Source organism: Lactobacillus helveticus, from assembly GCF_046109915.1.
GTDB lineage: Bacteria > Bacillota > Bacilli > Lactobacillales > Lactobacillaceae > Lactobacillus > Lactobacillus helveticus.
In genome coordinates, this window is sequence record NZ_CP151471.1 from 281,171 (window position 1) to 296,197 (window position 15,027).

Annotated in this window: 14 protein-coding genes and 1 pseudogene; 14 read left to right on the forward strand and 1 reads right to left on the reverse strand. The window is 38.9% G+C overall.

The window, feature by feature from the left end:
- The first annotated feature begins 19 nt into the window (after positions 1 to 19).
- From pyrR to msrB, 12 genes and pseudogenes are all read left to right on the forward strand, one after another.
- Positions 20 to 562 carry a bifunctional pyr operon transcriptional regulator/uracil phosphoribosyltransferase PyrR gene (pyrR, locus tag AADV52_RS01540; RefSeq protein ID WP_014918548.1) on the forward strand — a complete coding sequence of 181 codons (543 nt, stop codon included), beginning with the start codon at positions 20 to 22 and terminating at the stop codon, positions 560 to 562.
- 144 nt (positions 563 to 706) lie between these two features.
- The gene (locus tag AADV52_RS01545) at positions 707 to 1,663 is read left to right on the forward strand and encodes an aspartate carbamoyltransferase catalytic subunit (protein ID WP_014918549.1); all 957 of its coding nucleotides are present in this window, start codon (positions 707 to 709) and stop codon (positions 1,661 to 1,663) included.
- Positions 1,663 to 2,940 carry a dihydroorotase gene (locus AADV52_RS01550; RefSeq protein WP_014918550.1) on the forward strand — a complete coding sequence of 426 codons (1,278 nt, stop codon included), beginning with the start codon at positions 1,663 to 1,665 and terminating at the stop codon, positions 2,938 to 2,940. The genes AADV52_RS01545 and AADV52_RS01550 overlap by 1 nt, the downstream gene beginning before the upstream one ends.
- Positions 2,940 to 4,025 (forward strand): glutamine-hydrolyzing carbamoyl-phosphate synthase small subunit, encoded by a 1,086-nt coding sequence (gene carA, locus AADV52_RS01555; RefSeq protein WP_014918551.1) that lies wholly within the window; start codon positions 2,940 to 2,942, stop codon positions 4,023 to 4,025. The genes AADV52_RS01550 and carA overlap by 1 nt, the downstream gene beginning before the upstream one ends.
- The gene (gene carB / locus AADV52_RS01560) at positions 4,018 to 7,206 is read left to right on the forward strand and encodes a carbamoyl-phosphate synthase large subunit (protein WP_014918552.1); all 3,189 of its coding nucleotides are present in this window, start codon (positions 4,018 to 4,020) and stop codon (positions 7,204 to 7,206) included. Before carA ends, carB begins: the two co-directional genes overlap by 8 nt.
- 324 nt (positions 7,207 to 7,530) lie before the next feature.
- Complete coding sequence (locus AADV52_RS01565; protein ID WP_014918553.1) at positions 7,531 to 7,725, forward strand: YSIRK-type signal peptide-containing protein; 195 nt, start codon at positions 7,531 to 7,533, stop codon at positions 7,723 to 7,725.
- Complete coding sequence (locus tag AADV52_RS01570; protein WP_126096174.1) at positions 7,691 to 8,323, forward strand: mucin-binding protein; 633 nt, start codon at positions 7,691 to 7,693, stop codon at positions 8,321 to 8,323. Before AADV52_RS01565 ends, AADV52_RS01570 begins: the two co-directional genes overlap by 35 nt.
- 24 nt (positions 8,324 to 8,347) lie before the next feature.
- Positions 8,348 to 8,938, forward strand: a complete 591-nt coding sequence (locus tag AADV52_RS01575; protein ID WP_014918555.1) for a mucin-binding protein — start codon at positions 8,348 to 8,350, stop codon at positions 8,936 to 8,938.
- Positions 8,842 to 9,606 carry an LPXTG cell wall anchor domain-containing protein gene (locus AADV52_RS01580; protein ID WP_014918556.1) on the forward strand — a complete coding sequence of 255 codons (765 nt, stop codon included), beginning with the start codon at positions 8,842 to 8,844 and terminating at the stop codon, positions 9,604 to 9,606. The genes AADV52_RS01575 and AADV52_RS01580 overlap by 97 nt, the downstream gene beginning before the upstream one ends.
- Before the next feature lie 173 nt (positions 9,607 to 9,779).
- A pseudogene (locus AADV52_RS01585) lies at positions 9,780 to 10,644 on the forward strand (GRP family sugar transporter).
- Positions 10,645 to 10,759: 115 nt separating this feature from the next.
- Positions 10,760 to 11,041 carry a hypothetical protein gene (locus tag AADV52_RS01590; protein ID WP_014918558.1) on the forward strand — a complete coding sequence of 94 codons (282 nt, stop codon included), beginning with the start codon at positions 10,760 to 10,762 and terminating at the stop codon, positions 11,039 to 11,041.
- Positions 11,034 to 11,456 (forward strand): peptide-methionine (R)-S-oxide reductase MsrB, encoded by a 423-nt coding sequence (gene msrB, locus AADV52_RS01595; protein ID WP_014918559.1) that lies wholly within the window; start codon positions 11,034 to 11,036, stop codon positions 11,454 to 11,456. Before AADV52_RS01590 ends, msrB begins: the two co-directional genes overlap by 8 nt.
- A 51-nt stretch (positions 11,457 to 11,507) precedes the next feature.
- Here the strand turns inward: msrB and AADV52_RS01600 are convergent, their stop codons facing one another.
- A complete protein-coding gene (locus tag AADV52_RS01600; RefSeq protein ID WP_014918560.1) occupies positions 11,508 to 13,889 on the reverse strand; it encodes a Xaa-Pro dipeptidyl-peptidase in 2,382 nt (793 codons plus the stop codon).
- A gap of 151 nt (positions 13,890 to 14,040) precedes the next feature.
- On the opposite strand from AADV52_RS01600, the gene AADV52_RS01605 reads away from it, so the two are divergent.
- Positions 14,041 to 14,643 carry an SHOCT domain-containing protein gene (locus AADV52_RS01605; protein ID WP_014918561.1) on the forward strand — a complete coding sequence of 201 codons (603 nt, stop codon included), beginning with the start codon at positions 14,041 to 14,043 and terminating at the stop codon, positions 14,641 to 14,643.
- Positions 14,644 to 14,727: 84 nt separating this feature from the next.
- Complete coding sequence (locus tag AADV52_RS01610; protein ID WP_014918562.1) at positions 14,728 to 14,988, forward strand: hypothetical protein; 261 nt, start codon at positions 14,728 to 14,730, stop codon at positions 14,986 to 14,988.
- The last annotated feature ends 39 nt before the right edge of the window (positions 14,989 to 15,027 follow it).

A 15,027-nucleotide genomic window follows, 5' to 3' on the forward strand; every position in this document is an offset into this window, starting at 1 on the left:
GCAGAGTAAGGAGAATTTTATGGCAAAAGAAATATGGGATGCATTGGCAATTAAGCGTGCATTAACGCGAATTACCTACGAGATCATTGAACAAAATAAGGGAACTGATGACCTAGTTTTAGTTGGGATCAAAACACGCGGTGTTTATCTAGCTAACAGAATTCATGATCGGATTCAAAAACTAGAAGGCGTAGATGTGCCTGTTGGTGAATTAGATATTGCGCTTTACCGCGATGATCGTCATGATGCTTCACTTAAGCAAGATCCAGTAGTTAATTCAGAAAATATTGGTATCGACATCAATGATAAGCGTGTTGTTTTGATTGATGACGTAATCTACACAGGCCGTACGATTAGAGCTGCGATGGATGCGCTCATGCATGTCGGTCGACCAAGTTTGATTAAAGTTGCAGTTTTAGTTGATCGTGGTCACCGCGAGTTGCCAATTCGAGCAGACTTTGTTGGTAAAAATATTCCAACTTCTGCAGATGAACAAGTTGCAGTTAATGTAATTGAAAAAGATGGCAAAGATTCAGTTGAACTGAAGGCTTTACCAAAATAAAAGAGAATAACAGATAAATAATCAATCATTTAATTGACTCCAGAGAGGGCCAGAAGGGTTGCTTAGTTTTTCGTATACAAAAATGCGGAATTAAGCCTGGAGCAATTAAATGCTTCAGGCTTTTTTTGATAGAAAGAACAGAAAATGAAAAACTTAAATCTTGTTGCTTTACCACATTTTGTTAGTGTTGAAAATTTAAGAAATGATGAAATTGAGGCTCTGATTAAGCGTGCGGAATATTTCAAAAAAGGTGGAGCTGTAGCTAGGTTAACTAGTCCGGTCTATGTCACTAACATGTTTTTTGAAGATTCCAGTAGAACTCACACAAGTTTTGAAATAGCAGAAAGAAAACTAGGTTTAACTGTCATCCCATTTGATCCAGCTCATTCATCTGTCAACAAGGGTGAGACCTTATACGACACTTCACTAGTGATGAATGCACTTGGCATCGACCTTGAAGTAATTCGCCACTCACAAAATGAATATTACGAGGATTTGATTAATTTAAAGCAGCATCAAAAATTAAACATCGGTGTGATTAATGCAGGAGATGGCTCAGGTCAGCATCCTAGTCAATGCATGCTTGATATGATGACTATTCATGAACACTTTGGCCATTTTAAAGGTTTGAAAGTGGCAATCGTCGGTGACATCACTAATTCTCGCGTAGCTAAAAGTGACATGGAACTTTTAACTAAACTCGGTGCTGAAGTTTACTTCTCCGGTCCTGAATGTTGGTACTCTGAAGAATTCGATCAATATGGAAAGCATGAAGAACTTGATAAATTGATCCCTAAAATGGATGTCATGATGTTGCTACGGGTGCAACACGAACGTCATAGCGGTGATCCTAATGAAAAGAAGTTTGATGCACATCGTTATCATGAAAAATACGGTATTAATCACAAACGATATGAAGCAATGAAAAAAGATACAATTATTATGCACCCGGGTCCAATTAATCACGATGTCGAATTAAGTGGTGACCTGGTAGAAAGTGACAAGTGCATGTTTGTTCGCCAAATGGAAAACGGCGTCTTTATGAGAATGGCCATGCTAGAAGCAGTTTTACGTGGCAGAAAACTTGGAGGACTTGAATAATGCAAACAGTAATTAGGAATGGAATGGTTTATCAAAATGGCCGCTTGCTTCATGCCGATGTATTAATTGAAGATCAAAAAATTAAAGCGATTGGTACCGATTTAACTGGCAACAAAGCTATTAATGCGACAGGAAAATTGGTTAGCCCAGGATTGGTTGATGTTCATGTGCATTACCGTGATCCTGGACAAACATATAAGGAAGATATCGAAACTGGTAGTAAAGCTGCGGCCCATGGCGGCTTTACTACAGTCGGTGCGATGCCAAATGTGACGCCGGTTCCTGATACGCCTGAATTGATGCAAAAAATGGTCGAGGAAAATAAGCAAAAGGGTGTAGTTCACATTTTTCAATATGGACCAATTACTAAAAATGAGACTACAGATGAACTACCTGATTATGCTGCATTGAAAAAAGCTGGTGCCTTTGCTCTCAGTAACGATGGTCATGGCGTGCAAACGGCTCAAACGATGTATCTGGCCATGCAAGAAGCAAAGAAAAATGATCTAATCGTGGCAGCACATGCGCAAGATGATTCACTTTTTAATCACGGTATCGTTAATGAAGGAGAAAAGGCAAAAGAACTGAATTTACCACCAGTAACTGAATTAGCTGAAACAACTCAGATTGCTAGAGATCTTTTACTAGCTGAAAAAACTGGTGTCCATTATCACATTTGCCATGTTTCAACTAAGACTAGCGTTGAATTAGTCAGAATGGCAAAAGCACGTGGAATTAACGTTACTTGTGAAGCAGCACCACACCATATTCTTTTAACTGAAGATGATATTCCTAAGGATAATGGCTACTACAAGATGAATCCACCTTTGAGAAGCAAGGAAGATCAAGCAGCATTATTAGTAGGATTACTTGATGGCACGATCGATTTAATTGCAACTGATCATGCGCCGCACGCAAAGCAGGAAAAACAAGGCGGGATGCAAAATGCGGCTTTTGGTATTACCGGTAGTGAAACAGCATTTAGCACTCTTTATACCAAATTTGTTAAAAAAGATAAGGTATTTACATTAGAGCAGTTGTTGTCTTGGCTGAGTGATCAGCCTGCTAAGGTATTTGGCTTAAAAAAAGCAGGGGTGCTTGAACCGGGGCGTCCTGCAGATATTGCGATCTTTGACTTAGAACATGAAGTTGAATTACAAGAAAAAGATTATCAATCAAAAGGTGTCAATACGCCATTTACGGGGCAAAAAGTTTATGGGGCAACGGTGATGACAATGGTTGATGGCGAAATTGTATATCAAAGAGGAGAAGATTAATGCGCTATTTAATTTTAGAAGATGGCAGCATTTATACTGGTGAAGGATTTGGTAGTAATAGAGAAACTACTGGTGAGGTTGTTTTTACAACGGGCATGACCGGCTACCAAGAAGCAATTACAGATCAATCTTATGCGGATCAAATCTTGGTTTTTACTAATCCATTGATTGGTAATTACGGCGTTACCTTAGCCGATTATGAATCTTTGCAACCACAAATTAAAGGCGTGATCTGTCACCAAGTTGCACGCCACCCTGATAATTGGCGGATGCAAAGCAGTTTGCCAGAATTTTTGAAGCAACTGCATATCCCTGGTATTCAAGGTATCGATACGCGAGAGTTGGTTAAAAAATTGCGTGTACATGGTACATTGCGCGGCAAGATTGCTAATTCTAAAGAAAACGCAGAAAAAATAGTTCAGGAATTAAAACAAAAAAATGTTACTCAAGGTGTGATTAGCCGCGTTTCTACTAAGAGCGCCTACCCAGTTCCAGGTTCAAAGCGCAACATCGTGGTTATTGACTTTGGTATTAAGCATAGCATTTTGCGCGAGTTAGCTGAACGTGATTGCAATTGCATTGTCCTGCCATATACCGCTACTGCAGAAGAAGTATTAAACTTGCATCCTGATGGCGTTCTTCTTTCAAATGGACCAGGTGACCCTGAGGAAATGAGTGAGGCAACCAAGATGGTAAAAGAGGTTGAAAAACATGTACCTCTATTTGGTATTTGCATGGGTCACCAAGTTTTTGCCTTGGCTAATGGTGCTAAGACCTACAAGATGAAGTTTGGCCACCGCGGTTTTAACCATCCAGTCCGCGAGATTGCGACCGGACACATTGGTTTTACTTCTCAAAATCATGGTTATGCAGTTGATGCCAAATCAATTGATAAAGATAATTTAATGATTACTCATGAAGAAGTTAACGATGGTACTGTGGAAGGACTTAGACATAAAAAGTATCCTGCTTTCTCAGTTCAGTTTCACCCAGATGCAACGCCAGGTCCACACGATGAAGATTCGCTATTTGATGATTTTATGTCAATGATTGATCAAAGAAAGGAAGAAGAGCGTCATGCCTAAAAGAACAGATATTCATAAGATTATGGTGATTGGTTCAGGCCCAATTATTATCGGCCAAGCCGCAGAATTTGATTATTCTGGTACTCAGGCATGCTTGGCTTTGCGCGACGAAGGCTATGAAGTTGTTTTAGTCAATTCTAATCCGGCAACAATCATGACTGACACTACAATCGCTGACAAGGTTTATATTGAACCTTTAACAGTAGATTCAGTTTCTAGAATTATCCGTCAGGAATATCCAGATGCAATTTTGCCAACACTCGGCGGACAAGTGGGATTAAACATGGCTTTAGCGCTGGCAAAAACCGGTATTTTGGATGAACTCCATATTGAGCTTTTAGGTACCAAACTGGCTTCAATTGAACAAGCAGAAGACCGTGAAAAATTTAAAGAACTTTGTCAAAAATTGGGCGAGCCCGTTCCACCATCTAAGACAGTCAAGACAGTCGAAGATGCCTTAGCATTTGGGGATGAAATCGGTTATCCAATCATTGTGCGCCCAGCCTTTACTATGGGCGGTACCGGTGGTGGTATCTGTCATAATCATGATGAATTAGCTGAAATTGCTAAAAATGGTTTGGAATTGTCTCCTGTAACGGAATGCTTGATTGAAAAATCAATTGCTGGTTACAAGGAAATCGAATTCGAAGTAATGCGCGATTCAAGTGACAATGCGATGATCATCTGCTGTATGGAAAACTTCGATCCGGTTGGTATTCATACTGGTGATTCAATTGTTTTTTCACCAAGCCAAACCTTGTCTGATAAAGAATATCAAATGCTTAGAGATTGTTCTTTAAAACTGATTAGAGCATTAAAAATCGAAGGTGGTTGTAATGTTCAGTTAGCACTTGATCCTAATAGTTTGGATTATGATGTAATCGAAGTCAACCCAAGAGTTTCTCGCTCAAGTGCTTTAGCTTCTAAAGCAACAGGTTATCCAATTGCCAAGATGGCTGCTAAGATTGCGATCGGCATGACTTTAGATGAAATCAAGAACCCAGTAACTGGTACTACTTATGCCGAATTTGAACCAGCACTTGACTATGTGGTCTGCAAGATTCCACGCTTTCCATTTGATAAATTCCCTAAAGCTGACCGCGTGTTAGGAACGCAGATGAAGGCAACTGGTGAAGTTATGGCAATTGGTCGTACAGCTGAAGAAGCAATGCAAAAGGCTGTGCAGTCGCTTGAAATTGATGAAAAAGATTTGTACTCAGTTAAGGCACACAAGGCAAGCGATGACGAAATTGAACAAAAATTGGTTAGACCGCAAGATGATAGATTATTTTATCTCGCTGAAGCATTTAGACGCGGCTATTCACTTGAAGATGTTCATGAATTAACTAAGATTAACTTCTATTTCTTAGATGTTGTAAAGCACATGGTTGAGATGGAAAAAGAAATTGAGGCAAATCCAGATGACTTAGACGTTTTGCGTCTAGCTAAAAAATATGGCTTTAGTGATCAAACGATCGCAAAACTATGGCATGAATATCCTGATCAAGTAAGAGATTTGAGAAAAGCTAATGGCATTGTGCCAGTTTATAAGATGGTTGATACTTGTGCCGCCGAATTTGAATCAACCACGCCATACTTTTACTCCACTTATGATGGTGAAAATGAAAGTAGAAAATCTGGTAAGAAATCAGTGATCGTTATTGGCTCAGGCCCGATCCGCATCGGTCAAGGGGTAGAATTTGACTATGCAACAGTTCACTCGGTTAAGGCTTTGCAAAAGATGGGCTATGAAGCCATTGTCATTAACTCTAATCCCGAAACTGTTTCAACAGACTTCTCGGTTTCAGATAAGCTTTACTTTGAACCACTGACTTTAGAAGATGTTTTGAATGTTTGCGACTTGGAACAGCCTGAAGGCGTGATCGTGCAATTCGGTGGTCAAACCTCAATTAACTTGGCGGCCGGTCTTGAAAGACATGGCGTTAAAATTTTAGGAACAACGGTTAAGGATCTTGATCGAGCAGAAGATAGAGAAGAATTCGATCAGATTATTAAGAGCTTGCATTTGCATCAACCACAAGGTTTGACTGCAACGACGCATGAAGGAGTAATGAAGGCAGCTGATCAACTAGGCTATCCAGTGCTGGTTCGACCATCTTATGTTTTAGGCGGCAAGGCAATGGAGATCGTTTATTCAAAGGATGAATTAGAAGAATATTTGCATGATCACGCCGATATTGCAGAAGATCATCCTATCTTGGTCGATGATTATCTTGATGGACGTGAATGTGATGTTGATGCAATTTCTGATGGCAAGACAGTACTGCTTCCAGGAATTATGGAGCACATTGAACATGCGGGCGTTCACTCAGGTGATTCTATGGCAGTCTATCCACCACAAACCTTTAGTGATGAAGTTAAAGAAAAGATTACGGATGTGACTAAGAAATTAGCTTTAGCTTTGAACTGTAAGGGAATCATGAACATTCAGTTTATTGTGCGCGATGGGGATGTCTATGTAATTGAGGTAAATCCACGTGCAAGTCGAACGGTGCCATTCTTGAGTAAGATTACCGGTATTGAAATGGCGCAAGTTGCAACTCGCGTGATCATGGGAGAAAGTCTTGAGCAGCAAGGTTATGCAGATGGTTTAGCTCCAGAACCAGCAATGATTAGTGTTAAGGCACCGGTCTTTAGCTTTAGTAAATTAGCTGATGTTGATTCTTACCTTGGACCAGAAATGAAATCGACTGGTGAAGTAATGGGTAGTGATCATACATTTGCTAAGGCACTCTACAAGGCTTTTGCAGGTGCAAAGATGCAGCTACCTGAAAATGGCAATGTCCTTCTTACTATTGAAGATAGAGATAAGGAAAAGATTTTGCCGATTGCAAAGAGATTTGCTCGGATCGGTTACAGAATCTTCGCAACTAAGGGTACAGCCAACTTCCTTAAAAAGAACGACCTGCACGTAGAACTCGTGACAAAAGTACATGAAGATGAGCAAGCAGACGATAACATCTTGAACGAATTACGCGATGGAAAGATCGATTTAGTAATCAATACGATGGGGCATGATATTGAAAAGAATTCGGATGGGTTTATTATTAGACAAATGGCGATTCAGCAAAATGTTCCGTTATTAACAGCTTTAGATACTGCGGACGCATTACTCAAGTCCCTAGAAAACAGATCATTTGCTATTGATGCATTAAAATAGAAATAGCGTACTGGAAAAGGCTTCTGTGAAAACAGGAGCCTTATTTTTTAGAAAAAATTACTAATGCTATTTATTTTATGAAATAACTTTTATAGAATATAAAACGTATTGATTTAGCAATACATTATAAAACCATAAATAACATTGTATTGTGGGGATGCAATATAAAGAATCTTATATTAAATATTAGACTTAATTAATAGTATAATGAGACCTATGTAAGAAGCTCAGGTCCACAGGACCGAGCTTCTTTTGTGGGGGTGTACCTGTAAATACAGAAAATGGTCTGATATACATATATGTCTTAAAAAGGAAAATTTAATAATGAGAAGAAAACATAACTTAAATCTAGAGACTGCTAATCAACGGCAACGTTTTTCTATTAGAAAATTGACTGTTGGTGCGGCGAGCGTTCTGTTGGGTACGACCTTCTTGTTTGGTGCAGGACAAACTGTACAAGCTGATAGCGTAAATGGGGTTACAAATGGCGAACCAGCTAGTGCAGGTAAAGAGCACTGATGAAGAACAAACTCAATCAAATGAAGCGTCTTCTGAAGTAAAGGACGATCAACAAAAAGATGCTTCTGCAACTGATCAATCAGCAAAGACTGTTGTACAAAATGAAAATAAAGAAAACTCAAGTGAAGTAGATAAGACTAAATCTACACAAGAAGCAGCAGAGAAAGTTGAAACAGATGCTGATAAAGCGGCAAAGGATGTTCCAACTTCTGATTCTAAGGACTGGAAGGATCATTACGACGCAACTCTTGAATACACCAAGGATGTAAATGCAGATATCACTTATTGGGATATTACCAATGGTATGGCTCATAAGGAGCAACTCGGTAAGACTGATAACGATAGCGATGATCATGGCAAGACTGGTAACGAAATTCACTTGAACAATAATGACAAGCGCATTTCTGATATTGAAAAGCAAGGCTATGTCTTCGTTAAGAGTGACTTCACCAAGGGTGATAAATACGGTACAGAAGATAGCCACTTCAATGTTTACTTCAAACACGGTATTACCCCTTCAACTGATAAGACTAAGAAGGAAGATATCAAGAGTGAAACAACTTCTGTAAAACGTCATATTTACTACCGTGATGGTTAAACCGGCGAATTAGTCAGAGATGAATTGAAGAAGTACGGTATCAAGGCTGATGTTCCTGATATTACTCAAACAGTAGATTACGTTCGCGTACCACTTTATGACTTGTTCAACGGCAACTTCTTAGGCTTTGCTGCACTTTATGTAGATCCAAATGGCTTTGCTAAGTTAGATAAAGACGGTAAGCCTGAAATCAAGAAAGCTGCTAATGGACAACCAATCATTGCTACTAAGGATAACAAAGCTTCTTGGGTTCCAACTGGTGAGCACACCGAATACCCAGAACAAGGCTCACCTGATTTAACTAAATATGGTTACAAGAAAGTGCGTGTGCTTGATAGCCGTACCGAAGACGACAATGATGGTGGTAAGGTAGTAGATCATAAAGTCTCTGATCCAACTAAGGATGGTGCAGATGTAAATGGTTCACCAGACAGTACTCACGTATACAAACAAAGCGTAACCTTTACTCGTAAGGCAATTATCGATAGTGTAACTAAGAAGGTAGTAAGATATACTGATTGGACTTCAGACAAGCCAGAAATGGGCGAAGTTCCTTCAAAGAAGCAGTTGGTTATGACAAGGTTGATAAGGCTAAGGCTGCTGGTATTTCGGTAAATCCAGATTCAGATAAGACTGATCTTGGTCTAATTGTGGTTACTTATACTGCTGTAGTTCCAGATGGCGGTGGCTCTCCTGGTGGCGATGATGGTGGTAAAGAACAACAACCACCTAAGGATGAAGATAAAACTCCAAATCTAAATAAGAAACCAGAAAAAAAGCCAGGGAAGTCGGAAGAAACCAAGAACCCAAAAGAGCATAAAGTTCCTGGCAAGCAAAAAGAGGAGAAGAAGCCAGAAGAAACTAAGAAGACTCCAAAGAAGAAACAACACAAGACTTCTAAGAAGAGCGACAAGTCAGAAACCAAGATTGCTTCTAAAAAATCAACTAAGAAGAGTATCAAGGCAATCAAGAAGACTGTTGACAAGAGTCCAAATAGTGCTCCACATAGTGAAGACTGGAACAAGAATCATGCTCCTCACAGCGAATGGAATGAAAATCATGCTGCACGTGGCGAGTGGCAATCTAATCACGATCAATGGCAAGCTAATAACATGCCTAAGAGTGAAGAAATGAGTAATTCATCTTCAGTAACTGAAGATAAAACTAATACTTTGCCACAAACTGGTGAAAAGGATAGCAATAATTCAGTAATGGGATTAATTGCACTTTCATTTGCAAGTTTGCTTTCAATCTTTGGTTTGAATCGTAAGAAGAAAAACTAAGCAATAATTAAAGGATTACGCATTAGATCATAGGATTGGGGATGCTTAATCCTTTTTTGTACCTCCATGTAAAGCGTTTTAAATTTTACTTATTTTTTGTTTGCAACGTATCCGCTTTCATTGATACAATGCTTTTTGTAACTTTTTTACAAATCATAGGGGAGAATAAATTAATGAATTATTTATTTCTATTCATTCCAGCAATCGGTTGGGGACTTATGCCGATGTTCGTTGCTGGGGTCAAGAAGAGTAACATTTACCACCAAATTTTAGGTACTGTACTTGGTGCATTTATCTTTGGTGTGGTAATGACTTTGATTAAACGTCCAACTTTTGATGGCACAACTTTTATGTTGGCAATGCTTGCCGGAGCTGCCTGGGTAATAGGTCAGGTCGGACAGTACTACAGTTATTCTAAAGTTGGTGTTTCTGAAACAATGCCAATTTCAACCGGTTTGCAATTAATCGGTGTGCCACTTGTCGGAGTATTAATCTTTGGCGAATGGGCAAGTACACAAGCTAAGATCTTTGGTTTCTTAGGTATCTTGGCATTGATTATCGGTGTTGCATGTACTTCATTGACTGATAAGGGTACTGCCGAAGGCGGCAAGAAGAATCAAACAACAACTACGATCGTTTTGGTTTTGACCACTTTGGGTTACATCACTTCAAGTTCAATTCCTAAGGCTTTGAAGGTTGACAACACCATGATTTTCTTTGGTGAAACCATCGGTATGTTGATTGCTACAGTAATTTACCTCTTTGCAACTAAGAAAATTGGCGTTGTTAAGGAAAAGGAAAGTTATCAAGTTATTCCTGCAGGTTTGATTTATGCCGTGGCAGCACTTGCATACATTGTTTCAGTAAAGATGAACGGTGTTAACTTAGCCTTCGTTATGTCACAACTTTGCGTGGTTATTTCAACTCTTGGTGGTATCATCTTCTTACATGAACAAAAGACTAAGAAGGGATACCATCTATACTGCAATTGGTTTGGTATTGATTGTAGCCGGTGCTGTTTTAACTTCAGTATTTTAGAAAATTGGCAACAGATGTCTAATTTAGATATCTGTTGCTTTTTTTATCTGTTTAATAGGCAAATGCATTAAAATATAAGAAAGAGAAAAAAGAGTTAAAGTTAGGAGGCTTTTCTATGAATGACAACGTTGTATATGTGCTCTGTGCACAGCGATATGCTAAAAACGGTGAAGTAATTGAACAAAATGTGCATGTTTACAGTTCATACCAAAATGTGATTGCTGCCTTTAAACCATTTTTAGACATGCCTAATAAAGAAGTGCATATGAATGGCAAAAATGAAATGCTGCAGGTAAGAATTTATGATCCAGCCAATGAATTTTTGACCAAATATCGTTTTGATATCTATGAAAAGAAAATCGATAATTTCTTCCCAGGAGGAACCGAACATGTTTAATAAAGAAGCTCTGAAGAAGTTAAGCGAAGAAGAATACAACGTTACACAGAAAGCCGCAACTGAATATCCTTTTACTGGAAAATATGATGATTTCTATGAAAAAGGTATCTATGTTGATGTGGTATCAGGTGAACCGCTTTTTTCTAGTCAAGATAAATATGATGCAGGATGCGGTTGGCCTAGCTTTACTAAGCCAATAAAGAAGTTGACCTACCATCGTGATCAATCTCATGGAATGGAACGTACTGAGGTGAAAAGTCCCGAAGCTGATTCACATTTGGGTCATGTATTTACCGATGGACCAGTAGACAAAGGCGGCTTGCGTTATTGCATTAATTCGGCTGCTTTGAAATTTATTCCATATGATAAGCTTGATCAAACGGGTTATGGCGAGTATAAAAAGTTATTTGAATAGCAAAAAAAGACAGGTATTCGATTTGAATGCCTGTCTTTTCGTTAGGATTAATTATTTTTCATAAAACTTGATTTCAGTATTAGCTAAATCAATTGTGTAAGTTTCATCTTCAAGCGGACGCTTAGTCATGCCTTGGTCAGTTGAATAAATGATCAAAGCAAGCTTGCTGCCAGATGGGATGGTGTAATAAGTAGGTTGAAGCAAGAAGTCCAAGTCGTAGAACTTATCGGCGTCGATTGCTTCAGGCTTCTTCATATCCTTGAAGTTTTGCAAGTTCATGTGAGCCTTAGTAATCAACTTGGCTTTAGTCTTTTTATCTGGAATAAATTCTTGTAAAGTGTCAGTGCCAAAACGGTAGCCTAATTCTTGTCCGCCACGCATTAAGAATTTAGGAGTAGCGGTAAGTCGTTGTCTTTCGCCCAGTTCAACTAAGGCAACGGAAATCTCACCCTTTGGCAGACTAGCAGAAACTCTAACTTTAACTTCTGGACGACCCACGATGGTAGTAGGGTGGATAAATTCGTCAGTTTCAAAGCGAAGACTTGGTTTAGCCCATTTTTCGTCGCCGCAGATAAACTTGTATTGCCAGTCGTTTTCTGAGATGCCAGCCTTCTTAAATTCAGTGCCGCCAACGTCGGTGAAGCTCATATTAGCCTTGCCGTTGCCATCTTGGTAAAGCTCGTGGTCATCTGTTGGGTAGTAAATCTTTTCTTGACCTAGCTCATCGTTCCAGTCTTTTTCTTCATGCCACTTGTCAGCCTGCAAGTTATCTTGAATCATGACAGTTGGCCATTGATTGTAGGCATTGTTTTCAAGACCAAGCAATTCATGAACAAACCAGAGGTTCATCAAATCTGTGAAGTCAATTGAGACGAAATTGTTCATGTTATAGTGTGGACCTTGGTGCAAGAAGAGGTGATGCTTCATTGGCATTTTGGATACCAATTGCCAGATCTTGTAGACATTTTTGGGCTTTACGTTCCAGTCGTTTAAACCGTGAACTGAGACCCAGGAGCACTTGATGCTGTCTGCATGGTGACGATAGTTTCTAGCTTCCCAGAAGTCAGAGTATTGACCAGTATTACGGTCTTCTTTTTCACGCAACTGCTTTTGCATTTTGTCGTATTCAGGCTTGATCTTAAGGTATGAACCGGCATCCCATAAGTTTGATTGACAGGTTTCAGCGAGCAAATCAAGGTCTTCACCTTGGCAAGCTTCAGGAGCAATAACCAAACCATGTTCACGGTAGTAGTCGTACCATGATGAAATTGCGGCTTCAGAAACGACAGTCTTAAGACCCTTAACGCCAGTTGTGGCAATGGCGATTTGCAAAGTACCAAGATATGAACGACCAGTCATACCGATGTTGCCGTTGCACCAATCAGCTGTAGTTTGAACGGTTCTGGTTCTATCAGTGTAGGCAACACGATCACCATGCAGCCATTCGATAACTGCAGCAGCTGATTCAGTTTCTTCTGGAGCACCAGTGATGCGGACACCATCGCTGCCGCGAGTACCAATTGCACCAGCAAAGACGCTAGCAAAACCGCGAGCTAGCATGTATTCGTTTAATGGGTAAGAGGACTTGTGCACTGCCTCCTCTGTAGCTGGACGGCTTGAACCATCTGGCTTTTCAGCCTTAACGATTGGAGAGTGAACGTATTGTGGATCATTCCATTCGGTAGAGTCAGAGAGATTTTCGTCAACGTTATGGTTGCGTTTTTCGTTGGCGATGATTCCGCCAAAGTATGGGGATGCAGTGTAGAGTGCAGGTACTTTAAGGCCCTTATTAGTTTCTGCAGGACGGAAAACAGTAACTTGAATTAAATCACTCTTGCCATCATGGTCAGTATCAAGATCAGTTTCGACATAAACGACTTCACGGATGACCTTATTTGTGTCAAAAACAGGGATAGATTTACCATTGAAGAACTTGAACTTGTTTTGACCCCAGAATTGAGTAAAGTAGCCTTTGCCTGCCATCACATCGAGCAAGATTTGTCCGTTTTTAGCACGGGTATTGAGCAAGCGGTAAAAGGCAGAGATTAATTTTTGATTGTCGCTGATGTCTTGCACAAATGGCAAAGCATTTCTTTGCATGAAACCGGTTGGATCAGCAAAATCATAGTCGTAGTGGACGTGGTAGCCAAGAAGTTGCAGAGCTACGTTGTAGAATTGTTCGGTACCAATTTCTGTTGGCTTTTCCTTAAGAAAATCAGCCAAGGTCTGGTGATCAGAAACTGCAAATTCCGCAAGTTTGGCATTTTTAGCGGCATCTGTTTTAGCCTCAGCGATTGCATTTTTAACTAATTTAGCTAAAAGACTGCTGAAGTCCCAGTCTTGATAATTTTTAGGTAAGAAGTTGATATCGATTAATTCTTTAACTTGTTGTTGAAAGTCGGTTTCAACGTAAGCATATTGGTTATATTTCATATTTCTCTCCTTTGTCAGTATTATTACCTTATAGTTTACCCGTTTAAAGAGAGAGAACCAATAAAAATGAAATCAATAAAGAAATATTTTAAGTAAGATAAAAATAGTCCATAATATAAGTAATTAGATTTTATTTATTAAGGATATTTTTATGGGACTTTTTGATTTATTTAGTAAAAAACAAAAGAATGCTAATCAATCATTTTTAGCTGAGCAGCGCGGACAGCAAGCAATTGTCAAAATTAATAAATTAGCTTTGCCTGAACGCTTGAAAAAGCAGTTAATTGATGCTGGAGTGTTTGATATTTGTGAAGATTTAGCACCGCTGATTGCAGCTGTTAAAGATGAGGAGATAATTCAATATGCGGCTATTGGCATTAATGAGCATAGTGAAAATGTAATGCTTGTTTGCAGCAATCGCAACTTGATTATATTGAAGAAAAAGCATAGCGATGAGCAAGTTGAAGTTATTGATTTAAAACAGGTTAAAAGTGTCATCTTAAAGAATCAGCTTATGTATGGTGAATTATCTTTGATTGTTGGTAATCAGAGCTTAGATATTAATTCAATTAATAAAGTTCCCGCTGATATTTTGGCCGATAATATTAAGAAGTGGTCCAAAATTGCTCAAGGTGAAGATGATGATTTTGATCAGCAGCTTGAGCAGGTTAAGAAGTTGAAAGAATTGCTTGATCAAGGAATTTTAACAGAAGAAGAATTTCAAGCTAAGAAAAAGCAAATTTTGAAAATATAGCATTAAATAATGTCTCTTTCTTGATTATAAATTTAGAGCGTGTATAATATTTGTCTAATTATATTTAAGAAAGGACATGGTTTTATGAAGCTTATTAAAGTAAAAATCCTAACAGTCTTGTGTGGCTTGCTAACCTTAAACGGCTTAGCCATGTTGTTTTCAGGACTGATTATTCAAATGAATGAAGCAGCAGATTTCAACGCTGCACATGAATTAGTTGTAGCTAATTCCACTAATGCAATTATTTTCTTAGGCATTTTGATGGTTCTTGGTTTTGGAGCATTATTTTTCAATAGTTGGGCCAAAATGAAGAATAAACATAGTAAATGCGTAAAATTGATATAATGTAAAGAAAACCCCCTACAAGATTTTTCAGAGTCTTGT